Genomic DNA, 22,400 nt, shown 5'->3' on the forward strand with positions numbered 1-22,400 from the left:
TTGCTTTCGCACCTATTCCCGTGTTTTCAACACCGCTACAAGATCCAGCCGTTTCAGGCGCCACCAGGCAATAACCCCGGAAGCGATCGCCGATACCACCACGACCAACGCGGACATGCCAAGTGTCTGGCTGGTGATCGTCAAGGGCACCCGATACAGTTCGGTTTGCATGGCAGTAACGATCATGAGCGCCAGACCCTGGCCAGTCAGCCAACCGAGGGGAATACCCAGAAACAGCAAGAGCGCAACCTCTCCCAACAATATATGCGCAACTTCATTCTGGGTGTATCCCAGCACTCTCAGGCTCGCCAACTCCCGACCTTTTTCCGCCAGTGAAATCCGGATCGTGTTGTAGACCACTCCAAAAGCGATGATTCCGCCCATCAGGCTGTTGAAAAAGGTGAACGTCAGGAAGGTTCTCGCCAGGGTGTCGTAGAAGCTGTCGAGCATGGCCTGCCGGATGCTCAGGCCAAGCACTCCCGGGGTTTCGCGAAGACTGTTATAAACTTCCGAAGCCTTGTCCGGGTCCAGGTTGATCAGGGCCTGATTGATCAGGGGCCCGTCCCCCAGTGCCCGGTTGAGGGCATCCAGATCCATGTAGGCACCAACCCCGAGAAACTCGCTGGTGATACCGGCGACCGGAACCATAACCGTTCGGCGGTCGCCCTCCAGGAGCTCCAGCTGCAGAACATCTCCCGGACCGACACCCAGTTCATCGGCCAGAAAATCGGTCAACAACAACCCCTCCCTGGGGAGCGGAACCGGCTGCAGGTCACTGTCGATGACAAATTGCAGGCGCGCCTCGGAGGGTATTCCGGTGACTGCGCTTCGCCACTCCCGATGGCCGGAAACAAGACGTGCCGGGACCGAGCGTCGCCCCTCCACGTAACGTATCCCGGCTTGCCGCTGCAAGCCGAACAACGCCGCGCTGTTCACCGGATCAATAAAGGTCGCGGACAGATCCTGTTGCTGAACCCGTGCAAACTGCGTGTGGACCATCAGGGACACCGAGTCGAACTGGAAGTTTCCCACCATCACGATGGCAGTGGCCATAGCGACCCCAGTCATGGATAACAGGGTCCGAACCGGACGACGGGAGAGCTGGCGCACGATCATTCGGGAGGGCTGGGCGAAACGGATTCCCGAGAGCAGCTTTTCCACTATGGTCACCCGGTACCTGGCGGGCCCCTCAGGCCTCATGGCTTCAGCGGGTGGCAGTGCCGCTGCCTGCCTGATGGCTCGCCAGGCACCGAGCCAGGCGACCACAATTGTCATCAACCCCAGCAGCACAACCCATGCGGGGTCAATGCGAAACAACAGCCCCGGAAAGCGGTAATAATCCATGTACAGTTCGCCGAGAGAGCGTCCAAGCCATAGGCCAAGGCCAAGCCCCGCCAGCAAACCGATGACGGCAATCACGATGACCAGTTCGCTGTAATGCCAGGCGATCTGACGGTTGCTATAGCCGAAGGCCTTGAGTACCGCGACGATATCCCGTTGGGTGCTGATCAGACGGCCAATCACCACATTCAACAAAAACATGGCGACACTCATGAAAATGAGGGGGAAAACCGTCGCCATGGTTTTCAACTGATTGAGCTCGTCACTCAGAAAACGGTGGGAAAACTGGTCGTCCCGGCCAAAAGCCCCCGTTGCCCCATACCGGGCCAGCAATCGATCCAGAGCATCAATGACGGAGGCAGCAGAATGGCCAGGTTTGAGCGTTACCACCAGGCTGTTGAATGCGCCCCGCATGTCCATGGCGGATTCCAGGGCTTCCCTGTTCATCCACAGCACACCATAACGCCGATAATCAGGCAGCATGCCGCCAGGGGGAATGACGTATATGAACTCCGGTGACTCGACGATGCCAGTTATCGTAAGTTCCTGTCGCCGGCCGTTGATAATCGCCTCAAACTGATCACCCAGTACCAACTCATGCGCTTCGGCAAAGCTTCCGATGACCGCGACTTCCTGGCTGCGACCTGCCCCCGGAAGCCGCCCCTGACTGATAAACAAGCGATTGACCTCAGGCTGCCCCTCCGGAGGAATGGATACCAACCGGGCCGACACGGGATCCGCGAAGCCCGGCATCTCCAGTTTTGCGGCTCCCTCGACTCTCCCCTCGTACCTTGCTATGGCAGGTAATGAACCTAGTTCCTTGAGGGCATGGCGGGGCGCCCGTTTGACGGGGGCAAACACATCGGCAAACTGGTGCTGATCGTAGTACTGGGCTCTGGTCGCCAGTAACGATGAATAGTTCACCAGCGACATCACACAGACACCTACGCCTCCTGCGATCACCAGCGCGATGGCCAGTACCTGGCCCCGCATCTGCCAGAGCTCGCGCCGTAGTTTGGTATTCAGAACCGTGTTAAGACCTTTCGCGGCCATTTTTCTACCATTTGGCCCCGTTACCAGGACAGTGTCCGGGGATCCTGGCGACGTTCGTTACGGCGCTCACCACTGATGTTGCCGTCGGAGAGCGTGATCACGCGATCCCCCATGCCACCAATAGAGGCATTGTGGGTGATAATAACAGTGGTCGTGCCCGTCTCCCGGTTGGCTTTTTCCAGAGCTTCAAGAACCAGCACACCCGTGGCCGAATCCAGAGCTCCGGTCGGCTCATCGCAAAGAAGTACTTCCGGTCGTTTGGCAATGGCCCTGGCGATGGCAACCCTCTGCTGTTCACCACCGGAAAGCTGCGCGGGAAAGTGGTCGATGCGGCTCTTCAATCCAACCAGCTCAAGAGCTTCTTCGGGAGACATCGGATGGGACGCAATCTCGGTGACGGCCGCAACATTTTCCCGCGCGGTCAGGCTTGGAATGAGATTGTAGAACTGGAATACGAAACCAACATGCTCACGGCGGTAACGGGTCAGTTCGCGGTCGCCGGCAGTACTGAGATCAAAATCCCGATACCGGACTTCGCCGGACGATGGCACATCCAGCCCGCCAAGAATGTTCAGAAGTGTGGATTTGCCTGAACCCGAAGCGCCCAGCATGACGACCAGTTCGCCGCCATAGAGATCCAGATCCACCCCACGGAGCGCATGAACCTGAACCTCTCCCTGATCATAGGTTTTCGTGAGGCCCCGGGTCTGGAATACCGCAGAGCCGGCCCCGGCTTCCGTTCCTGGCTCCATGGTGTCAGTCAGTCTTCGGCACAGTCCACGCAAACCGTGGTGTAAGGCAGCACCTGCAAACGGCGGGGGTCGATGGCCTCGCCGCAGGATTCGCATTCGTCGCCCACACCATTGTCAATGCGTGCCAGGGCGTGTTCGATCTGAGCGAGTTCGGAGCGGGTTTCCGTTTCCAGCGAGTCGACCACCTCGTCATTCTGGGTCTGGGTAGCCTGCTCCTCGAAATCCTTGTCCAGCGCGCCATCCTCCCGGTGCTGGTGCGCTTCATACCGGGAAAGTCTGGCCGTCAGGTCTGCCCTCAATGTTTCCAGTTCGGATTTCCGGTTAGTCATTTGGCGCCTCCTGGCTTGCCGGGAAATACATATTCATACAGTAAAGCATAAGCTGAACCCGGGATTGATGCTTGTCAAAATTGCGTCACGCAGGATGAGGCAGAATAGAATTCCATCAAATCCATACGCAAAGGAGTTGTGACCATGAACACCGAGCTTTTCGAAAAAGCGACCCGTCTGAACGAAACCCTGTTCGAGCAATTTGGCAAGGCTGCAGAAATGCAGATGAACGCCTTCCGACGTTATGCCGATGTCACCATGGAGCAGGCTAAAAAGGTGTCTGAGGTCCGTGATCTGGAGAGCCTGAAAAGCCTGACTGGCGACCAGGCGGAGACCCTGAAATCACTGAGCGAGCAGTTCACCGCAGACTGGAAAGCCTGGCAGGACTACTTCAACGAAAGCAGGGAGCAGATTCAGAAGGTGTTCGAGAAAGCACCCGAGGCATCGGCCAAGCCCGGCCCGAAAACCGCCAAATAAGGGATAGTTATGTTCGGTCTGGATACGCTCGGGAAAGCCGTAGGTCAGCTCGTCAACGGCTTCGAAACCAACGTCCGCCAGGGACAGCAGCAACTGGAGAAAGCATTGGGAGATGCTGGCGTCCTGGATGCGGCAACGCTCTCCACGATAACGGAAATGTCCGATGCCTACCGCACAATGGCCGAGGACCTGCTCCTGCACCCGCTCCGGTTTGCAGGAGCGGAACTGGATCTGGCCCGCAAACATGCCGCGCTGGGGTACTACACCCTTGCACGGCTCGTGGGCAAGCATAAGAAGCCCGTTGTCGAACCAGAGGCCGACGACCGACGCTTCCAGGCCGAGGAGTGGCACAAGCATCTACCTTTTGATGTGCTCCACCAGGCCTATCTGATCAACTCACAGGCCTTTCTGAACTGGGCGGCCGGCATGGAAGGGATTCCCCCGGCAGGACGGGACCAGATGCTGTTCTACGCCCGACACCTGACCAGTGCACTGTCGCCATCGAATTTCCCCGCTACGAATCCGGAAGTGCTCAGGATTACCTGGGAACGCAAAGGGATGAACCTGATCGACGGTGGACGGCAGCTGATCGAAGACCTGCGGCAGAATCCTTCCCTGTTCAATGTTGGGATGACAGATCGCTCTGCCTTTGAGGTGGGACGTAACCTGGCAACTACCCCTGGCAAGGTCGTGTTCCAGAACGAACTGATGCAGTTGATCCAGTACTCGCCAACAACAGAGACCGTCAGCAAACGCCCGTTGCTGATTGTTCCGCCATGGATCAACAAGTACTACATCCTGGACCTCACCGCCAGGAACTCCTTTATCCAGTGGTTGGTCAACCAGGGACAGACTGTTTTTATTGTTTCCTGGCGAAATCCCGGGCCCTCCCTGCGGGACAAAGGCTGGGAAGACTACATGGAACTCGGGCCACTGGCGGCCATGGATGCGGTTACCGAAGCCACCGGCGAAGACCAGATGAATCTGATCGGCTATTGCATCGGTGGCACCCTGCTGGGCTCAACATTGGCCTGGCTCAAGAAAAAAGGCCGTAATCCGGTAGCCAGTGCTACCTATCTGACGACACTTCTGGACTTCTCGGACCCTGGCGGAATCGGTGTCTTCATCAACGATCACTCGATCCGGGGTATTGAGAAAATGCTGGAGCGCAAGGGCTACCTGGACGGTCGCGCTATGGCGTTCACGTTTAACCTGTTGAGAGAAAACGAGCTGTTCTGGTCGTTCTGGACCAATAACTACCTTAAAGGCCAGAAGCCCGCGGCTTTTGACCTGCTCTACTGGAACACCGACGGCACCAACCTGCCAGCGCGAATGCACAGTTACTATCTGCGCCAGATGTACCTGAATAATCGTCTGGTGAAGCCAGATTCCCTGAATCTGCTGGGCGAGTCCATCAACCTGTCCGAAATCGATGTACCCTCGTTTTTCCTGTCCGCCAGACAGGATCACATCGCCAAATGGAAAACCACCTACAAAGGGGCGCTGGCCCACGGCGGTGATGTCCGCTTTGTGCTCTCCGGCTCCGGCCATATCGCTGGCGTGATCAACCCGCCCTACAAGGAAAAGTACGGCTACTGGACCAATGACACCCTGGTGCCGGATGCAGACACCTGGTTCGAGAAGTCCGAACACCATCCGGGATCCTGGTGGCCTCACTGGCTCGAGTGGATTGCCCGTTTCTCAGACGGCGACGTGCCGGCTCGCATCCCCGGCGAAGGGAAACTTCCTGCGATTGAGGATGCACCCGGCAGCTACGTCAAAGTTAAAGCTGCCGAGGCCGTGAAGCAGTAGAGCTCTGCGTGGCCCGCATTCCTGCGGGCCAACGTATCTCGCCCCGCTTCCGCCGTTGTGGCACTATGGCCCGCTTGATGAACGGCGGAGAACCTCCCGATGTTTTATACCACCCTCGCGGCGATCGTGGTCGCCATGATCCTGTTTGCCTGGCTCGGACTGAGAGCCCGTCTCGCCGACGGCGGACTGGATGACTATGTAACGGCAAGAAACAGTCAGGGAGCCAGGGCCCTCGGACTGTCTTTCCTCGCTTCCGGCATGGGCGGCTGGATACTGTTTGCCCCGCCTGAGGTTGGCGCACTGGTTGGCCCTCTGGCTCTGGCTGGCTATGCCCTGGGCGCCGCCTTGCCGTTTATCGTGTTCGCTTTCTGTGGCCCCGCTATTCGCCGCTTCCTTCCGGAAGGACGCAGCATCGGCGAATTCGCCAACGCCTGTTATGGCAATGGCGTACGCCGCTACGTTTCGACGATCTCGGTGCTCTACATGCTTTGCTTTCTCACCGCGGAGCTTACTGCCATTGGTGCCATAACGTCGCTGCTTTCCGGTATTGATGGCGGCATTGTGGTCATTGGCGTTGCCATAACCACGCTGGTATACACCGCTGTCGGTGGTCTCAGGGCCAGCATCGTTACCGACCAATGGCAGGCACTGTTACTGATCGGCTTGCTGGCTATCGTCAGTTTTGTTGCCGTAGGCAAGCTTCCGGACGCAGCACCCGCAGCGCTACCGGATATCCCTGCGTCGGCAGCCCTGAGCGTGGCGCTGACTCTGGTGATTGCCGTCACCGCCGCCAACCTTTTCCACCAGGGATACTGGCAGCGTTTATGGTCGGCTCGTGATACGGACGCCCTGAGCCGCGGCGCGTTGCTGGGCGGCGTGGTTACCATCGCCGTTGTCGCCGTGGTTGGCGGGCTGGGAATACTGGCGGCCATGAGCGGCGCCGACCTGGGCAGCCCGCCGATTCCGTTTTTTGCCTTGCTTGCTGATGCGCCGGCCTGGCTCGCTTTACCGGCCCTGATCCTGGCCATCACACTCGTGGCATCCTCGGTGGATACCCTGCAGAACGCACTTGCGTCGCTGGCGGTTACCGAAAAACAGGGGTTGTCCATTGTCAGTGCCCGATGGTTTACCGTGCTGCTGATGATTCCTGTGGTTCTGGTGGCACTTCAGGGGATTTCCGTGCTGCGGCTATTTTTGATCGCAGACCTGCTTTGCGCCACGGCGGTTCTGCCTGTACTGATGGGGCTCTGGGGAAAAATGACCACGAGGGCGGCGATCCTGGGCTGTCTGGCGGGACTTTTCGGCGCGATTCTGCCCGGATGGATTACCGGTGGCAGCCTGATGGCCGGATTGGAAGCTGCCAGCTTCCCCGGCAGCATTCCCACCCTGATGCCTTTCGTTGGTGCCCTGGTAGGCTCCGGACTGGTCAGTGTCGTGATCGCGACCACAACCCGGAAACGCTAAGCGGCATCCTTGCTGTCCAGCGCCCTAGCTGGACAGCAATTCGATCGGATAACGGATCTTGGTTTGATCAACGCCCGGTCGGGCCCCGAAATCCACCAACCTCAGACGATTGCAGATCTTGCTCTCCAGCGCCGGCTCATTGAGTGTAGATTCCACCACCGAACAACTCGATACTGCACCGTTCGGCTCAATGACCAACTCCGGGGTAATACTTCCCTGCAGCGACGGTTTGCGCCGAAGCTCCCGGTTGTAGATGCTGTAGATCGCGGATTTGTTGGCATCCATGGTCCGGCGCAACTCTTCCTTGCTCCGGGTTCTGGCCGCAGTTTCCTGCTGTTCCTTGCGTGCCGCCTCTTTCACCGCAGCAACTCTCTCTGCTTCGGCAACTTCCGCGCGCTGACGCTCGGCCAGGGCGACCTGACCGGCCTCCCGGTTGAGCACTTCCTCGTTCACCCCACTGCTCTTCGCGCTCGCGGTCGCGCGCGAGGCCAAAGTATCACCGGTTTTTCGGGCAATAGGTTCCGCCGTATTGGCAACCGGGCCATCCAGCTTGACCGACTCTGCCAGCGAACTGAGTTTCTTCAGTTCGTTGCCCATTGCCAGAATACCGGTATTCTTTGCCTTCTCCCGCGCCTTGGCGACCTCTTCAGGCTTGGGTTCTGGCTTGGGCTCCGGTTTTTCGGCTACCTGAGGCTCCGGCTCGGGTTCCGGCATCACCGGTTCAGGAACCGGCTCCGGCTTGGGCTCTGGTTTGGCCTGCTCCACCGGCTTTTCCTCAGGCTTCGGCGGTTCGGGCTCCGGCTCGGGCATCACCGGTTTTGGGGGCTCCTTTTTCTCGATGATCAGCTTGGCCAGCTGAGGCGGCAGAGCTTCCTGTTCCTGCCTGTCACGTTCTGGCAGCTCTACCCAGCTGACATAACCTGCAATTGCAAGGAACAATGGCATCACAAAAACAGCGGCGGCCAACAACCGCTTACGTTCACCACGCTCCTGATTCCAGGGCAATCCGTACCGATAATCCATCATGGTCAGGCTCCCTGTTCCGCACGCTGATTAACCGCCAGGGAAATACTGGCGTAACCGGCGTCCACACAGGTGGACATGATTTTTTTCAGCAGCTCGTAGGGCAGTTCGCGGTCTGCAAGAATGGTAATGGGTCGACCCGCATCCGGGGCAGGTGCCGACGAGCGACTGGCCTGATAGTCCAGTTCCTGCTTCAGGGCAGGCTCCACCTGTCCGTCAAACGTCTGGAAGGCGTCGCGTTTCACTACCAGCCGACCGTTCACCAGGATATCCCGGTCTGTGACGGTCAGGGCCAAGACATCACCAGGGGGTTGCTGAGCGGTGGAATCCGGCAGTTTGATAGTGTTGTTCTGGTTCAATACCTGTACGTCGGAGGAGGAGTTCACCATCAGGAAGAACACCAGGATGGTGAAGATATCCATCAATGAGACCAGGTTCATCTTTCCCTGGCTTTTATTGCGCCGGTAATGGCGTTTCTGGCGGCGGGCCTTGGCAGATTCTTTCATGAACTCACCTCCGCGGATCCCGAAGGCTGTGCGGGCGCATCGCCGAGAGAGATCTCGGGGAACAGCTCCGCTTCAACCACACTACCAGCCACAACCGCCTCGTATGAGCGCACCGTGTCCATCACCGAGACAAGAGACTGATAGGACGTCTGCCGGGACGGCATAATAATCACATCCTTCTTGTCCGGCACACGGCTCTTGATTTCCTTCATGACATCCTTGAGCAGAACGAAATCATACTCGCCCTCGCGCTGGGGGATGTTCTTGATCACGCCGCCCTGGTTATCCGCAACGACCAGGCGATCCTCATAGATCACCACCTGGATCTGCAGCTCTTCCGCCTGCTCGCCCGACAGGCTCTCACCGGTCGGGAAGTTGAGTTCCAGAACGCTGGTGTGGGCGAACACCATATTCAGCAGCAGTACCGGCACCAGCACAATCATGAGATTCATGAAGGGCGTGATGTCGAGATCGGCCTCACTTTGTAGGCGACGATGTTTCCGTCTCATGGCCTGACATCCTTCTGGCTGGTTATCAGGCCGGGCTACCGGCCGGAGTCGCTACCTGTGCCGGCGCAGCGGCATTCTGTCCCTGTGGTTGAGCGGCGGTCTTACTGCCGGAACCATCGCTGAGGAGGTTCAGGACCTTGATGCCCGCCATCTCAAAGCTGTCGACGATCTCATTGGTCTTGGTCTGCAGCAGTGAGTGGATCAGCAGCATGGGAATTGCAGACATAAGGCCGAAGGCGGTGGTGTTCATGGCAACCGAGATACTCTGGGACAGAAGGCTCGCCTTCTGGGCCGGATCCGCTGCAGCTACCGCCGTAAACGCTGCAATCAACCCGATAATCGTACCCAGCAGGCCAAGCAGCGTGGCAATGTTGGCCAGCGTTGCCAGATACTGGGTGCGCTTTTCCAAACGCGGCATCACATCCAGCAACCCCTCTTCCATCGCGTATTCGATCTCTTCACGACCCTGGCGGCGGGCCAGGCGCTGAAGGCCGAAGCCGATCATGGTCGACATGGCACTGCCGGATTCCTGGGTGTAGTTCAGGGCGCCCTTCAGGTCACGCTTGGCGATCATCTGATGCAGGCGGTTGAAGTCCCGACGGTTGGTCAGTTTCTGGGCGGAAAGGTAGACGTAACGTTCGATGGCAACAATGAGTCCGATGATCAGCACAACGGCGATCGGAAACATAAAAAAGCCACCTTCCTGGAAGAAGCGAACGGCGGTATCGATCATTTTCTGGGCACTCCATGGTCCGGTTTTCAGATCAGTCTATGCGCGGCCTGACCTTGTGCGGGTAAGTTCGCGAAAGTCTGTGTGAGGGTTTGTTTAATCTTGCGCAGCGACACACTCAGGATGCGACAGGCATCACACTCTAGTCCCCGGCTGCTGCCTGGGTCTGTGTGATGAAGGCTTCGTGATACTTGATAAATCGCTGGAACTCATAGCGCTCCAGGGGCCGAAGGCCCTGATCAACCATCAGGCGTTCTTCTGGCGCACGCAACTCGTCCACTTCCGGTGGCTGCCAGGGCACCAGATACATCACCGTGGGCACTTCCTGATCGCCACGGATTCGTGTGCCTTCAATGGTAACCACACCCGGGGCGTCCTGGGCGAAGACCATCGGCGCCGTGGGCAACAGGGCGGAAACTGCCAGAGCGATTAGCGCGAGACGTTTCATATCACATAGTCCACATTAGATTCTGTTTTTGGCATCGAAGATCCAGTCTTCCAGTCTGGGGTGCGGCTCACTGGCCGCGGACTGATAACGCTCATAAAGGTCGACCGCCTCGGAAGGTTTACCCAGGTAGATATCAAGCAGGAAGGCCAGATTAAGGATAGCAGGCGCGTAATTCGGATCAGCAGACAGTGCCGCGCGATAATACCGTTCTGCTTCGTCGAATTCTCCTGCGTTCCGGGCAATTACTCCCAGATGATTCAGCGCCTGCACATGTTCCGGATTCACCGCCAGCGTGCGTTCAAACCAACTTTTCGCGGTCTCGGTATCCTCTTCCTGGAACGCAATAATGCCAAGGTTGGCCATGGGGCCGGCTCTTCCGGGGTAGTCGCTCGCCAGTTGCTCGAATCGGGTTTTGGCCTCGGCGAGGTTTCCCTCCTCCATGGCACTCACGGCCTTGGCGAATGACGCTTCCAGTACAGCTTGCTCAACTTCTGCCTCAGACTCCGGCGGCGCCGGCGCCGTTACACACCCCGAAAGCGAAAACATCACGAAAAGACAGAGTCCGCAGGCCTTAATCGAGCTCATAGACAACCCCCTGGGTAACTTCTTCTTTCCGATAACGTCCGGGCAACAGGGCTTTCAAGGCCTCGTAACTGCGCTTGACCCATTCATCGAAAATGCCCTCCCGGGCCCGCCGGATATTCTGCTCGTGGATATCGATGGCGTTGTCCTCAAACGGGTAGGCCTGCTCTTCCAGGAGAAGCTCGTACTGAGCCAGTTCAAGCTCGCTCAATCCGGTGGGCCGCTCCGAGTCCATGAGATCGGCACCGAGGCGTGCATAGATGTGGGCGATCTGGTAACCGGCCTCGGTTGCAAATGATGAAAGGCCATAGCTGGCCGTCTTCTTGTAGGCGTTGACCGCTCGTTCAAGCGCATCGGTCTTCGCTGTCATGCTTTGATTGAGTGGAAGAGTCAGCCTGATGCCGTCATACCTGGCAAGGGCGTCGCGGGCGAGGATTGCAGAGGCTGACGCCGCAAGGTACCGCATGCGATCGTCTGCGGCGTCCGGGTCCCGGTCCACCGTTTCCATCTGCTTTCGCAACCAGTAATCCCTGCTTTCGGCATCCCCGTCTTCCTGATAGAGCTCAGCCAGCCGATTGGCCGCTTCCATGTAGACGTCCGTCGGCTCGGGGTGGCTGTTGGCGTAATTTCGCCAGGTATCAATCGCCTTCTCCCGGTTACCGGCCTGATCGTACAGTTCTGCTGCAATCAACAGGTTTTCCCTTCGCTCTTCCGGCGTCTTGGCGAGGGAGACCATTTGCTGGAGTTCGTCGGCGGCTCGCTCCCACTGCTCCGTTTCACGGTAGGCCAACGCCAGTTTTGCAGGGACTGTGTCAATCAGCTCGTGATTGGGGAAAGACCGCCTGAAACTGGTCAGCACACCGATGGCCTGCTCCCAGAGATTGGCGGTGATAAGAAGTGAGGCAGCATCGTATTCGGCGTTTGCCCGCAGAGCGGATTCTGGAACGGCCGTGCCGACTCGCAGGAATTCGCTCACCGCAGCCTCCACATTTCCGGCATCAGCTAACTGCTCCGCCTGTCGATAGACCGCGGCTGCCAGATTTTCACGAACGCCGCTTCTGCGTTCATCGTCTTCGGCCATTGTTGCCAGGGCGTCACGATAAGCCTGTTCCGCCTCGGCGTATCGGGCCAGTTCGGAGAGGCTGTGCCCGGATAACAGCAAAGCTTCCGTCGTCAATTCATCCGGGGGCGTGGGTTGCCAGGTAACAAGTCGGGCCGCCATATTGACGGTCTCTTCCCAGTTGTTCAGGTCAAATTCACGCTGCAGCGCAATGTAATACACCGCCGGCGCCCGGGCGTCGCCGGGAAACGCATTTGCGAACCGCAGCCGGTTCAGTTGTTGCAGCTCCTGATAGGCCATCCGCTCCGATACCGGTTCACTCTCCCAGGTTTGCGAGTACTCCCGGAATGCCAGCACCGATGCATACCCGGCTTCAGCTGCCCGATCGGCTACTGTGTCTTCCGGATAGTCATAGGCCACGCGTTCGAAAGCTGCGATTGCTGCCGGCCAGTCTTCCAGCTCCAGGTAAGTCTCACCCAGAAGGAACAGCCGCTCCGGTGTACGGGGGTGGTCCGGGAAGGTAGCCGCAAATTCGGCGTAATAACTGGCGGCTTTGCGGTAATGATCGTCCGCCTGCTGATCATACTCCGCCTCCCCTGCCAGCAGGTACTGGCGGTCCGCCAGTTCCGGCAACAGTTGTTCCAGTTGTTGCTCGATAAAGCCAATTGCATCGGGGCCCGCTGACTGCCAGTAATCGCTGTAGATTCCGTAAAGGCTGACAAAGCCGGCCTTTCGTTCAGGGATCGTACGGGTGAAACCGGCCAGCTCAAGGGTATCAATGATCCGGATGTGGTAGCGCGGCGCCCAGGGACTCTCCGGATGGTCTTCTATGTAGGCTTCGAAGACATCGATGGCATCACTGTATTGCTCTCTCTCGAGCAAGAGCTCGCTGTAGCGGTCGTAGACCAGGATTTCGTAGGGGCGACCACCCGTTTGGCGGAAAATCGCCTGGAGGGTTTCCGCTCCGTCAAGGTACGACAGGGACAGCCCTACCACCCTGAACAGATCTTCGATCAGTGTCTGGCTCCGCTGATCCACGTCCGCCACCGGCCTGCCCTCGGGCATGACAAGATCAAGCACTTCAACGTAACTGAAGAGCGCTTCCTGGTATTGCGCCTGCTTGAACAGACTCCAGCCCTTCATGTAATGCGCGTTCACCAGGAACGAGGGATCGGCCATGCGTTCCTGGCTCGCGAGGGTAACCTCGTCGAAAGCCTGTTCCGCTTCCCCGTATCGACCATCGATAAACAACAGATCGCCGCGGCGGAATTGAGCCTCAACCCAGTATTCTGAATCCGGGTAGCGGCGAACCAGAGTATTCAGGGCTTCAAGCTGCTGCGGCGTCGCGCCTCGAAGCTCCCAGGCTCTGGCAAGCTGATAATAGATCTGGTCATTGCCCTCACGCTCTGGATATTCCGACAGAAGACGCTGGTAGGCATCGATGGCGCCGGACAGTTCATCGACAGCCGAATCCGCCATTTTCCGCTCCGCACGCTGGAATTCCAGATCGGCCAACCGATGCCTGATGGTAACCTGCTTGCGGGGATCCTCTACGAGTGGCAAAAGCGCCTTGTAACTGTCCATTACCGTTTCAATGGAAACATCTTCTGCGGGGTCGCTGACCGCCGCTGCATCTGCACTTTCCTGCCGCGTTTCGATCGCCGGAAGCGCAGCCAGTGTGCCCTCACGGACTCGCGGCATTTCTTCGCCACCGGCAGGCATCATCGACTGCAACATCTGGCAGCCACTCGCCATGACAAGGGCCCCAACCATGAGGAGGCCTTTAACAGTCCTGCCGGCCATCCGATTATTCATCACCGGCACCTGCATTTTGCGATGCGCGGAACAACTGGTCCGCCAGCCTCGCCTGGGCGTGGCGAGAGGCCAGCAGGTATCCATTAAGCTCCTGTTGCTGGGCAGCCAGCATCCGATCAACCTGCGCCAGGAGTGTTTGCCGGGCACTGCCTAATGCCTCGGACACCTCTGTTCCAAGAGTCGCGAGTTCCCGTTCGCTGGCAGCGATCCGCCGAGCCAGTTCCGCATGGCGGGCATCATCGGCCATCAGGCTTTCAACCCGTTGCCGCTGGGCCTGAAAGCTTTGCATCTCGCGATCCAGTTGCATGAGCTGTTTTTGCGCCGCCCAGCGATTGATTCCATAGTCATCCGCAATCCACCAATCGAAGTAGGCACGCATCCGCCGATACGTCGCACGCTGCCTGGCGGTCGTCGCGTCGTCAGGCAAATCCGCCAGAGTTTTCTCAACCTCAGCGAGCTTGTCTCTAAGCGCTTTTTGTTGCGAGGTCATGAAGAATCCCGCATCTTCGTCTGCCAGCGCCGAGGAAACTCTGTCCGTGAAGTCCTCGTGCAACTGCTGCCACTGGTCTGCCTGTTGGGTTTCGAGTGCCCGACGGGTCTCGGCAATACGAATCTGCCGTTGCTGCTCACGGGTCTCCAGCATGATCCGGAACGATTCAAACCTGGACTGCCGCTCGGCGATGAAGGACTGCATTCGGTAGAGTTCGTTCAATTCGGCAAGCGCCTGCTGGAACGTCTCCGAAGCCAGCACTTCTGCCATACCAGAATCGAGGGGCTGCACGCGCAGCCGGCCATAGGAATCTGTAAGAATCCCGTCGCTGTCACGGCTGAACTCAAGCTGGGCCATCAGACTTTCTTCATTCAGCCGATCCCGGATATTGTCGAGCTCCCTGATACGGGCCTCGTAATGGTCGGCTGCCTTTTTAAACGCAGGCAATGCACGCTGTGGAGCGTTCATCTGCTCAAGAACATAGGCGCGGGCAAAGGGAACCTGCTGGCGCCAGGGCAAAAACAGTTCACGGTTCGCGAGAGTATCAAGGGCGTCGAGAGCCCTCTCCGGCCTGCCCTGGCCCGCCGCGGCAACGGCGTAGTCAAAGAGAGCCTGATCGGCGAACACGCCGGTCAGTGGCATGGCTCCCAGGACCTCCAGAGCTGCCTCAAACTGGTTATCACGCAGGTACAGGCCCGCAAGCGAGAGGCGAGCGCGGCCCAGCAGGCCCTCCCGTTCGGCATCTGGCTCGACGGAGTCAATGGACTGGTCGAGGATGGCGATGAGCTTTTTCAGTTCCTCTTCGGCGGCAGCTACGTCTGCCGCATCGAGAGCGGAGACCGCGGAATTGTACCGGAGGTAAAGGGACCAGATGTCCGTTTCGTCCAGCTGCTCCCGAAGCGAAGCCAGTTCGGGTTCATCATCAGGGCGGGCAGACATCATGACCAGCCGGGAGCGCAGATAAATCCATTCGCGGAAAAGATCGTGGTCGGCCTCGGCCAGTATCTCGCCATCCACACGATCGAGGTTCTCACGTGCGAGCGCCTGATTCCCCTCGAGGTAAAACACCTTACCGAGATAGAACCAGGCCTGGTTGCGAACATCAGGCGACAGATTGCTGCCGGCGCCATCAGCCCCGAGTAGCTGCGTAAACAACCTGCTCGCCTCTCGGGTCATCCCCCAGGACAGCATGAGCCCGCCCTCGACGAGAGCCGGATGATCTCCGTGTCCCTTGATGCCGCCCCGTTCGCGTGCCACGGCCAGCTGGGTCAGAGCCTCGAAGGCGTTACCCTGATGGTATTCGTACAGCGCCCAACCATAACGAAGGTCCTTCGCCCGCTCGGGTTGCGCCTCATCGGCATGGACCGGGGTCATCATCAGCCACAGTAGGGCACCCGCGTAAATGAACGGGCGTCGACCTGAGGACTGGCTTGCTTTCAATCCCACGACGCGGCTTACTCCCACTCCACAATGGATACGGAGGGTTGGTAGTTGGAGGAGCGATCTTCAACGCGGATTTCCAGAGCGGCCGTTCCAGTGCCCTTCTCAAACTCCAGGGAGGCCGCCTGCTTGTAAGGCCGCTGATCCGGGCCGATTCCCTCAACAAACGCCGTCATCTCATGGACGCCGGTTTTCAGGTTGCCGACGTATAGCCGCTGCATGCCGCCGCGTTCAAGGGCAGTCACCTGTCGCTCCGTATACAGGTGGGAAGCAACAATCTCGTCGTCGACTTTCAGTTTGACCGCATCCAGCTTCAGAAACTTCCCGGCATCAACGCTGAGAAACACGGCAACCTGGGTATTGGCTGGAAAAAGCAGATCTTCCTCAAGGATAAACAGGTCACGATTCAGGCGTATCACTTTCTTCTTGAGCGCCTCCACCTGCTCGGCGACGGCTGTATCATCTTTCTCCGCCCCGGGATTGGTCTGGGCAAATGCGGGGGCTGTCAGGGCGAGGGTCAATGCCGCTAAAAGCACCGGAAATCGGGAGTTCAAGCAAGTGGCCATGGTCGTTCTTCCTGCATGCTCAGTATTCAAGAATCAACGACGCCCGGGTTACGTAGGCATCGAAGGAATATAGGGGTTCTTCGCCGGGGAGAAAGTCACCTGCTGCGGTGACATCCCGGAAGTTGTCATATTCAAAATTCAGCCAGTCCACCAGTAAGCTGAACTGCAGGCGATCGATGCCGGGAAGCGACGTCTGCTTCCATTCGTAGACCGCGCCCACCGCCAGGGTTGTCCCGGATAGGGAGCTGAGTTCCTTGTCACGGGCCAGGTGTGTCTGGGAGTTCTCGAACGGGAAAAGATCGCTGTAAAAGTCCGCTTCGCTCTGGCTGTAGTAACGAATGGAACCTTCAAGGGTCCAGTGCTGGTTCAATCCGTGCACGTATCCCAGTTCGACCGTGTGGGCGTTGATGCCCCAGGTATCGGAAAAATAACGGTATTCACCGCGAATTGAGGCGCGATATGGCAGATAATAAAGCGCTCGCATGGCCACGGAGGTACTTGTTCGGGTTTCCGGATAACGCTCCGGTTGGTACAGGAACGCTGTGGAATCGTTCGGGTCGATGTAGCGGTTCTGTCGGTAAGGGTTCTGCAGGAAGCCCTCATCCGTAACCACCTCAAGATCCAGGCCTACCAGGCTGTTGCGGGTGACGACCTGACTCAGTCCGAGCTGATAGTTCCGACGATCAGCTTCCTCGCTGAAGGAATCGTTGCCAACCCGGCCCACTTCATCCCAGCCGCTGGCATAGCCCATGGTTACTGTGGACATGCCCCCGAAAAACTCCTGGCTGAGCGAGAAGTAAACGGTGTTGGCTTCGTAATCGTTTTCGGAACTGTTGGTGAAACCCAGACTCAAAATGGACTTATCGTGCAGGTAATCGACACCAAAGGTGTACTCGTTGCGTTCTTCCTCGTAGGGGCTCGCCGTGGCCAGAACGTCCACAGAGGCAGCCGAAACGGAGTCCACATAGTACTGGCCGGAAAACGAAACCGACGAGCCAATACCCTTGCGCACCAAAACTGAGGGGCCATCGATGACCATGCCACCACCGTCATAGCGGTGGTAGAGAACATCCACGTTATCCACTGGCAAGGTCGCCGCAATCGCCTGTTGCCCGGCCAACATCAGCACGAACAGAGCGCAGACGGAGCGCACTAACCTTTTGCCGTCAGTTACAGCCACAGCCACCCCCAGAACCGCCTTCTGCTCCCCGCGCAGACTCCCGGACCTGATAGACGTGATGCATGTAGGAATCCGCCTTGCCATGGCGGCTGAGACTCATGACCGGATCCGCCAGATTATCCCGTTCATAGGGTTTTACCCACGGCTTGATTGAGCTGCATCCAGAGATCGTGAAGGTCGCGACCAAAAGAGCAGAGGCAGTGAAGATCGACAAATTACGCATAAACGTTCCGTCCGAAAATTATTCGCGCACCAGCTCGCGAATCTGCTGTTCGTACTCGTCTTCGTAACCCGGCTGATAGCCGTAGTGGAGATACCGGGCATTACCATCGCGATCGATCATCACGGTCGTTGGCATAGCCTGGACTTCATAAAGCTCGCTCACCGAACTCTCCGGATCGTAGAGGATCGGGTAATTCACGGGTACCTTGTCCAGGAAGCGATGGGCCTCTTCCCGATTCTCATCCACATTGACCGCCAGAATCGTGAAGCCGAGATCCTTGTATTGGCTGTAAAGCTCATCCATCAGCGGCATTTCCTGGCGGCAGGGACCACACCATGATGCCCAGAAGTTCAGCATCACCACTTCACCACGATGGTCCTCCAGCCTCAGGTTTTCGCCGGAACGGCTTTCCAGGGTGAAATCCGGAGCTGGCACATTGATGGCCTCGGCGCCCGCCATGGGGCTAAGACAGGCCAGGACGCCCGCCACCGCCAGTGATTTTATGGATGCTTTCATAACCATTGCTCCTGTAATCAGAAAAAGACCGACAGGCCAGTGCTGACCTCTGTGTTCATGGAGGTTTTCTCGGCCCCAAGAACATCTATTCGGTAGTAGTGCTGTCTTACGCCAATCTGAACTGCAACGCTGTCCGTCAACAGAACCTGATAGCCCGCGCCGGCATTCAGGGTAAACCGGGTGTCACCCGCAAAATCGGTAGCGCCGGCACCCGCAATCAGATAGAAATTGGTGTTGAATGCGTAGTTCTCGGTGAGGAAGGCCTCGCCCGGAAGCACGTTGTAACCCAGGTTGATGTTGTAATAGCTGTAATCCCGCTCGCTGTCGGTAAGCACCTCCACGTTACCGGCCAGCTTCTCGAAACTGGTTTCTCCACCCTCCGCGAAGCCGACTCCGGCCTCGAAAAAGAAGGACTCGCTGAGGTGGTAGGTGAGCTTGCCGCCATAAAGCAGCGACGACTCGAAGTCCTCGATATTGAGCACGCCCACAAAAGCGCCAATTTCAAAGTTCTCGGTGTCAATCAGCGCCTCGGTGACCGGCACCGGGGTAACATCCGGCTCGATCAGCGGCCGATCATCCTGGGCCTGGGTTGCTGTGGCTATGCATAGCCCTGCCCCGAGACACAGCGTTTTCAGAAAAAGATGCTTAGTCCGATTTTCCATTCTGTCGCTTCTTCGTTGGTGGACCGGGTAGTGAACACTTTGTAGTCCTTCACTTCGGCACGGATGAAATATCGATCGGTGATGTAGGCGCGGATGCCAAGCCCTGCATGGCCAATGCTGTTATCCCGTTCTTCGGGCTGAGCCAGAGTGGCCTTGGGATCAACCCAGATATGCCCGACCCCCAGGGTAAAAAAGGGTGATACCCGCCAGTCAGGAAATGGCTGATGCACCAGATTCGCATTAACCATTCTAATTTCCGAGGCGCTGCCCAGAATCTGAGAAGCCCAAAGCTCGGCGGACAGGTTTCTGGTCATCCAGAAGCCGCCGTAGCCTGCCGTGACAGCGGCACCATCAAACTCCCCCATCATCAATCCGGCTTCCACCCGCCGGCTTTCAAAAGCCTCAAAATCCGGCACCTGAAGATCCACACGATTACCCGTGGCATCCACCGTCTGCGCAATATCCGCAACCGCTATCCAACCCTCCCGGCCACGGGTATCCGTCACTTTGATCCAACTTGTCTTGCGCTGGAGAATGGTCAGCCATTCCCCTTTTTCGCTGGTATGAAAAACTGGATAGCCCGTTGCCGGTCCGGTTCGCCAGGACACATAGGGCTCCGCCACCTGCACTTTCAATGCATCGTCTTCAGCCTGCCCCCACAGCCAGCCAGCCCAGCTCTGGGCCGGCAACAACAAAAGAAAGATAAGAATGGCGATGGGCATGGTGCGAGTTTCAGTCCTTGGATCAGTCTTCCGGAGCGTCGAACGGATTGTTGAAATACTGGCCGCCAATATCCAACCACTCTGCAATCAGTCGCAGTTCGGCGGGCGAGAGGAAATCCCTGTGTGAACCGTCGTCGGCGAATACGTCGAAGAAACGACTTGCACGGGCACCGTTGACGGACATTGAAGCCTGCACCGGCACTGTTACCAGGATGGGTTGTTCATCTCCGTTGGCGTCCAGAATGGGATTGCCTTCTTCGTCCCTCAAAACCTCCCCGGAGTCCACGAGCACATCGATCAGGGCGCCGTTCACCAGTTCCTGCTCACTGTCCGGGAAGAGCAGTTCTCTGTAGGCGTTGAAGTGTAGCGGTTCATCGGGTGACGGGCCATCGCCCAGATCCAGCTGTCCAGCCGGCACTTGCTGAGCGTCCGCCGCATCGGTGTCCGTATGGCAACTGGTACAGGTGTAGTCATCCACGACCGCCATGGTGTCCGGGTCCAATACCTCCCGATTGACGCTCCACAGCGGATGAATATGCTGCTCGTAGTTGATCACAATCCGGCAATTCGGCGCCCAGTCGGTTGCACAAACGCCGGATATCGGCGGCGGTGTCTGCAGATCGGCATAGGCGTAGGCAAAGCTGTCAGGCTTGGGATCCACGGCATCTCCGGACCATTGATCGGCATAGACCACATCCGGCGTCGGCCGGCGAATCTCGTTGATGCGGGCAAACACCTGAGCCATGGTTTCACCCATGTCGGCAAACAGAGCCGGGTCGGTATTCGGGAACGGAAGGCTGGTGGTTGCGGCCCCACCCCACACGGACGCTGGACCGGCATCCGGTCTGCCATGGGGTGTCGGACTGTTCGGGTTGTGGCACCCTGAACATTCAAGGGTCTCGCCGGGGCGCACCGTGAGCCAGTTCTGGTGCCGGTTGCCCATAGCGCCACCAACACGCTGGCCTTTCGCATCAAGAATACTGATGGCAAAAGCAACATTGGCGGGCACCGCCACCTTCACTGACCCATCAGGCTCTATCGGCACGTAGCCCAGAATCTCCCGCATTAGCTGAGCCCGGCTGCGGCCAAAGGCGCTGTTGTCGAAATCCCGGACGTTCTCATCGGGGATGGCCACGGGCTTTTCCAGTCGAAGGAATCTGGCCGGGCGATCTTCCGGCGGCGTTTGCAGCGGATCAGCCATTGCAGCAATACCAGTCGGCGTGGTGTCCACTCCATCGATATCATAGACGCTTCGAATGTGCAGGACGCCGTAGCCGGCATCGCCGAGGGCCCCCTCATCACCCGTGAACTGGGATTCCGGGATGAACCCTTCCAGAGGCCGCTCCTTCATCAGGACCGCCTCATCAAACTGAACGCCCTCTACCGGCGGGACCACCGGCCGCTGGGTTTCGCTGTTGATATCCAGAAGCCACAAACCGTAGACGGGCTCTGCGGGTTGATAGTCTTCGGATTGCAGGCGATCTTCCGTGCAGTTCACAATCCGGTCGGTCGCTGTTTCACGCAACCGGCAAGGTGTCCAACTGACCAGGTAGCGGTTGGTACCATCAAGTAGCGGTGAAACCGATGCATAACTGCCTTTCAGCGATAGTTGGCCATCCAGGCCCACGCCGGGCACAAGCGAGCGCTGTCCCGAACCTTCGGTGCCATCGAGACGAAGATTGGCCTCAACAAATTGGTCAACATCGACTTCCGCCAACACAGACGCGTAATCATCCGTTTCAAACGGCCTTAGCTGCACGAGCAGATTGCCGCTGTCTGATTTGCGTGGCTGCAGGTACTGTATGTCGTTCGCTTCCGGAACCGAATCGTGGGAGTGACGACCGAAAAGATAACTCAGGCCAGTGCCGTCAGGGTTGACGCGGTAGAGGTTCACACCGTTGTTCCGGGTTTGGCCGGCATTATCCCAGCGGCTGAACACAATGGTGCCATCATCCGCCACCATGGGGTCGAGGTCGTGGCTCTGGTTGAAGGTGATCTGTTCAATGTTCTGACCATCGTCGTCCATCACATGCAGAACAAACCCGGGGCTATCACCCTCCTCGTCCAGACCGGAATACTGGGGTTTGCCTTCATCAAGCAGCACCGCCTTGGAAATCCGCTGACGGGTTGACGAGAAAACGATTCTGCCATCAGGCAGATAGGCTGGCGCAACGTCCTGCCCGGCCCGGGCGGTAACGTCCGAATCGATGATCCGGCGCAGGATGTCGGTACTAACCTCGTATTCCCAGATATTCCAGGTTGGCTGATCCTCGTCGTCTGCGTCCTCGATTTCCGGCGCACGCATGGCAAACAGCAGTCTGGAGCCGTCGTGGGAAACGTGGAGATCTTTCACGTCGAAACGTAACTGACCATTGTCATCAAGGAATTGCGGCCCCGCGAATGCTCTTGAGGCAATATCCCGCTTCTCGGCGTCCGCAGTGGCACTGGCCTTCAGAAACAGCCGCGCTCCGGGGCGGAAAGCGCTCGGGTCGGCCAGGTTGTCCTCGACCAGGGCCCCGGTGTTTTCGTCAAAAAGCAGAGCCCGTTCGACATAAGCCACAGGGTTCTCGACGACAACCGGATCCGCCTGCTGACTGTCGCTGCTCGAAAGACAGCCAGACAGAGCTGCAAGCGAGCCGAGTGCGACAGCCAGGCGAGTACTGCGAGAGATGTTTAGAATGGGCGACTTAATTTCCAACG

At 58.1% G+C, this 22,400-nt stretch carries 21 protein-coding genes; 3 read left to right on the plus strand and 18 right to left on the minus strand.

What is annotated here, in order from left to right; translation table 11 throughout:
* Positions 1 to 12 precede the first annotated feature (12 nt).
* The 3 genes from AC13E3_RS20215 to AC13E3_RS20225 are packed head-to-tail and all read right to left on the minus strand — an operon-like array spanning position 13 to position 3,475.
* Complete coding sequence (locus AC13E3_RS20215; RefSeq protein ID WP_273070458.1) at positions 13 to 2,394, minus strand: ABC transporter permease; 2,382 nt, start codon at positions 2,392 to 2,394, stop codon at positions 13 to 15.
* A gap of 20 nt (positions 2,395 to 2,414) precedes the next feature.
* On the minus strand, positions 2,415 to 3,146 hold the full coding sequence (locus AC13E3_RS20220; protein ID WP_482902445.1) for an ABC transporter ATP-binding protein: 732 nt from the start codon (positions 3,144 to 3,146) through the stop codon (positions 2,415 to 2,417).
* Positions 3,147 to 3,154: 8 nt separating this feature from the next.
* Complete coding sequence (locus tag AC13E3_RS20225; protein WP_273044262.1) at positions 3,155 to 3,475, minus strand: TraR/DksA family transcriptional regulator; 321 nt, start codon at positions 3,473 to 3,475, stop codon at positions 3,155 to 3,157.
* Between the two features lie 144 nt (positions 3,476 to 3,619).
* Between AC13E3_RS20225 and AC13E3_RS20230 the strand changes: the two genes are divergently transcribed.
* From AC13E3_RS20230 to AC13E3_RS20240, 3 genes are all read left to right on the plus strand, one after another.
* Positions 3,620 to 3,952, plus strand: a complete 333-nt coding sequence (locus tag AC13E3_RS20230; protein ID WP_008174685.1) for a phasin family protein — start codon at positions 3,620 to 3,622, stop codon at positions 3,950 to 3,952.
* Between the two features lie 9 nt (positions 3,953 to 3,961).
* Positions 3,962 to 5,764 carry a PHA/PHB synthase family protein gene (locus AC13E3_RS20235; RefSeq protein WP_288365392.1) on the plus strand — a complete coding sequence of 601 codons (1,803 nt, stop codon included), beginning with the start codon at positions 3,962 to 3,964 and terminating at the stop codon, positions 5,762 to 5,764.
* Positions 5,765 to 5,863: 99 nt separating this feature from the next.
* Complete coding sequence (locus AC13E3_RS20240; protein WP_008174680.1) at positions 5,864 to 7,228, plus strand: sodium:solute symporter family transporter; 1,365 nt, start codon at positions 5,864 to 5,866, stop codon at positions 7,226 to 7,228.
* 24 nt (positions 7,229 to 7,252) lie between these two features.
* Here the strand turns inward: AC13E3_RS20240 and AC13E3_RS20245 are convergent, their stop codons facing one another.
* The 15 genes from AC13E3_RS20245 to AC13E3_RS20315 all read right to left on the minus strand — a co-directional run bounded on the left by AC13E3_RS20245 (position 7,253) and on the right by AC13E3_RS20315 (position 22,398).
* Entirely contained in the window at positions 7,253 to 8,254 is a 1,002-nt protein-coding gene (locus tag AC13E3_RS20245) for an AgmX/PglI C-terminal domain-containing protein (protein WP_008174678.1), read from the minus strand.
* A gap of 2 nt (positions 8,255 to 8,256) precedes the next feature.
* On the minus strand, positions 8,257 to 8,757 hold the full coding sequence (locus AC13E3_RS20250; protein ID WP_008174676.1) for an ExbD/TolR family protein: 501 nt from the start codon (positions 8,755 to 8,757) through the stop codon (positions 8,257 to 8,259).
* Positions 8,754 to 9,266, minus strand: coding sequence for an ExbD/TolR family protein (locus AC13E3_RS20255; RefSeq protein ID WP_092029849.1), 513 nt, complete (start codon positions 9,264 to 9,266; stop codon positions 8,754 to 8,756). The genes AC13E3_RS20250 and AC13E3_RS20255 overlap by 4 nt, the downstream gene beginning before the upstream one ends.
* 25 nt (positions 9,267 to 9,291) lie before the next feature.
* Positions 9,292 to 9,999, minus strand: a complete 708-nt coding sequence (locus AC13E3_RS20260; protein ID WP_476157296.1) for a MotA/TolQ/ExbB proton channel family protein — start codon at positions 9,997 to 9,999, stop codon at positions 9,292 to 9,294.
* Between the two features lie 139 nt (positions 10,000 to 10,138).
* Positions 10,139 to 10,444: a hypothetical protein gene (locus AC13E3_RS20265; protein WP_053112299.1), complete on the minus strand. Its 306-nt coding sequence runs from the start codon at positions 10,442 to 10,444 to the stop codon at positions 10,139 to 10,141.
* A 15-nt stretch (positions 10,445 to 10,459) separates the two neighbouring features.
* The gene (locus AC13E3_RS20270) at positions 10,460 to 11,029 is read right to left on the minus strand and encodes a tetratricopeptide repeat protein (RefSeq protein WP_053112302.1); all 570 of its coding nucleotides are present in this window, start codon (positions 11,027 to 11,029) and stop codon (positions 10,460 to 10,462) included.
* Positions 11,016 to 13,901 (minus strand): tetratricopeptide repeat protein, encoded by a 2,886-nt coding sequence (locus tag AC13E3_RS20275; protein ID WP_482902446.1) that lies wholly within the window; start codon positions 13,899 to 13,901, stop codon positions 11,016 to 11,018. Before AC13E3_RS20275 ends, AC13E3_RS20270 begins: the two co-directional genes overlap by 14 nt.
* Complete coding sequence (locus tag AC13E3_RS20280) at positions 13,894 to 15,837, minus strand: hypothetical protein (RefSeq protein ID WP_482902447.1); 1,944 nt, start codon at positions 15,835 to 15,837, stop codon at positions 13,894 to 13,896. Before AC13E3_RS20280 ends, AC13E3_RS20275 begins: the two co-directional genes overlap by 8 nt.
* An 8-nt stretch (positions 15,838 to 15,845) precedes the next feature.
* The gene (locus tag AC13E3_RS20285) at positions 15,846 to 16,397 is read right to left on the minus strand and encodes a hypothetical protein (protein WP_041645288.1); all 552 of its coding nucleotides are present in this window, start codon (positions 16,395 to 16,397) and stop codon (positions 15,846 to 15,848) included.
* A gap of 19 nt (positions 16,398 to 16,416) precedes the next feature.
* Entirely contained in the window at positions 16,417 to 17,577 is a 1,161-nt protein-coding gene (locus AC13E3_RS20290; RefSeq protein ID WP_039882068.1) for a DUF3570 domain-containing protein, read from the minus strand.
* Positions 17,564 to 17,800, minus strand: a complete 237-nt coding sequence (locus AC13E3_RS20295; RefSeq protein WP_039882064.1) for a DUF4266 domain-containing protein — start codon at positions 17,798 to 17,800, stop codon at positions 17,564 to 17,566. Before AC13E3_RS20295 ends, AC13E3_RS20290 begins: the two co-directional genes overlap by 14 nt.
* 18 nt (positions 17,801 to 17,818) lie before the next feature.
* Entirely contained in the window at positions 17,819 to 18,322 is a 504-nt protein-coding gene (locus AC13E3_RS20300; RefSeq protein ID WP_014577483.1) for a TlpA family protein disulfide reductase, read from the minus strand.
* 11 nt (positions 18,323 to 18,333) lie between these two features.
* The gene (locus AC13E3_RS20305) at positions 18,334 to 18,978 is read right to left on the minus strand and encodes an outer membrane beta-barrel domain-containing protein (RefSeq protein ID WP_008174661.1); all 645 of its coding nucleotides are present in this window, start codon (positions 18,976 to 18,978) and stop codon (positions 18,334 to 18,336) included.
* Entirely contained in the window at positions 18,948 to 19,700 is a 753-nt protein-coding gene (locus tag AC13E3_RS20310; RefSeq protein WP_008174659.1) for an SH3 domain-containing protein, read from the minus strand. The genes AC13E3_RS20305 and AC13E3_RS20310 overlap by 31 nt, the downstream gene beginning before the upstream one ends.
* Positions 19,701 to 19,722: 22 nt before the next feature.
* Positions 19,723 to 22,398: an HzsA-related protein gene (locus tag AC13E3_RS20315; protein ID WP_227497849.1), complete on the minus strand. Its 2,676-nt coding sequence runs from the start codon at positions 22,396 to 22,398 to the stop codon at positions 19,723 to 19,725.
* Positions 22,399 to 22,400 lie beyond the last annotated feature (2 nt).

The organism is Marinobacter sp. L-80, from assembly GCF_056859395.1.

Coding starts and splice junctions, on each gene's coding strand:
- AC13E3_RS20215 (WP_273070458.1), bottom strand. CDS start 2,394: ATGGCCGCGAAAGGTCTTAACACGGTTCTGAATACCAAACTACGGCGC.
- AC13E3_RS20220 (WP_482902445.1), bottom strand. CDS start 3,146: ATGGAGCCAGGAACGGAAGCCGGGGCCGGCTCTGCGGTATTCCAGACC.
- AC13E3_RS20225 (WP_273044262.1), bottom strand. CDS start 3,475: ATGACTAACCGGAAATCCGAACTGGAAACATTGAGGGCAGACCTGACG.
- AC13E3_RS20230 (WP_008174685.1), top strand. CDS start 3,620: ATGAACACCGAGCTTTTCGAAAAAGCGACCCGTCTGAACGAAACCCTG.
- AC13E3_RS20235 (WP_288365392.1), top strand. CDS start 3,962: ATGTTCGGTCTGGATACGCTCGGGAAAGCCGTAGGTCAGCTCGTCAAC.
- AC13E3_RS20240 (WP_008174680.1), top strand. CDS start 5,864: ATGTTTTATACCACCCTCGCGGCGATCGTGGTCGCCATGATCCTGTTT.
- AC13E3_RS20245 (WP_008174678.1), bottom strand. CDS start 8,254: ATGATGGATTATCGGTACGGATTGCCCTGGAATCAGGAGCGTGGTGAA.
- AC13E3_RS20250 (WP_008174676.1), bottom strand. CDS start 8,757: ATGAAAGAATCTGCCAAGGCCCGCCGCCAGAAACGCCATTACCGGCGC.
- AC13E3_RS20255 (WP_092029849.1), bottom strand. CDS start 9,266: ATGAGACGGAAACATCGTCGCCTACAAAGTGAGGCCGATCTCGACATC.
- AC13E3_RS20260 (WP_476157296.1), bottom strand. CDS start 9,999: ATGATCGATACCGCCGTTCGCTTCTTCCAGGAAGGTGGCTTTTTTATG.
- AC13E3_RS20265 (WP_053112299.1), bottom strand. CDS start 10,444: ATGAAACGTCTCGCGCTAATCGCTCTGGCAGTTTCCGCCCTGTTGCCC.
- AC13E3_RS20270 (WP_053112302.1), bottom strand. CDS start 11,029: ATGAGCTCGATTAAGGCCTGCGGACTCTGTCTTTTCGTGATGTTTTCG.
- AC13E3_RS20275 (WP_482902446.1), bottom strand. CDS start 13,901: ATGAATAATCGGATGGCCGGCAGGACTGTTAAAGGCCTCCTCATGGTT.
- AC13E3_RS20285 (WP_041645288.1), bottom strand. CDS start 16,397: ATGGCCACTTGCTTGAACTCCCGATTTCCGGTGCTTTTAGCGGCATTG.
- AC13E3_RS20295 (WP_039882064.1), bottom strand. CDS start 17,800: ATGCGTAATTTGTCGATCTTCACTGCCTCTGCTCTTTTGGTCGCGACC.
- AC13E3_RS20300 (WP_014577483.1), bottom strand. CDS start 18,322: ATGGTTATGAAAGCATCCATAAAATCACTGGCGGTGGCGGGCGTCCTG.
- AC13E3_RS20305 (WP_008174661.1), bottom strand. CDS start 18,978: ATGGAAAATCGGACTAAGCATCTTTTTCTGAAAACGCTGTGTCTCGGG.
- AC13E3_RS20310 (WP_008174659.1), bottom strand. CDS start 19,700: ATGCCCATCGCCATTCTTATCTTTCTTTTGTTGTTGCCGGCCCAGAGC.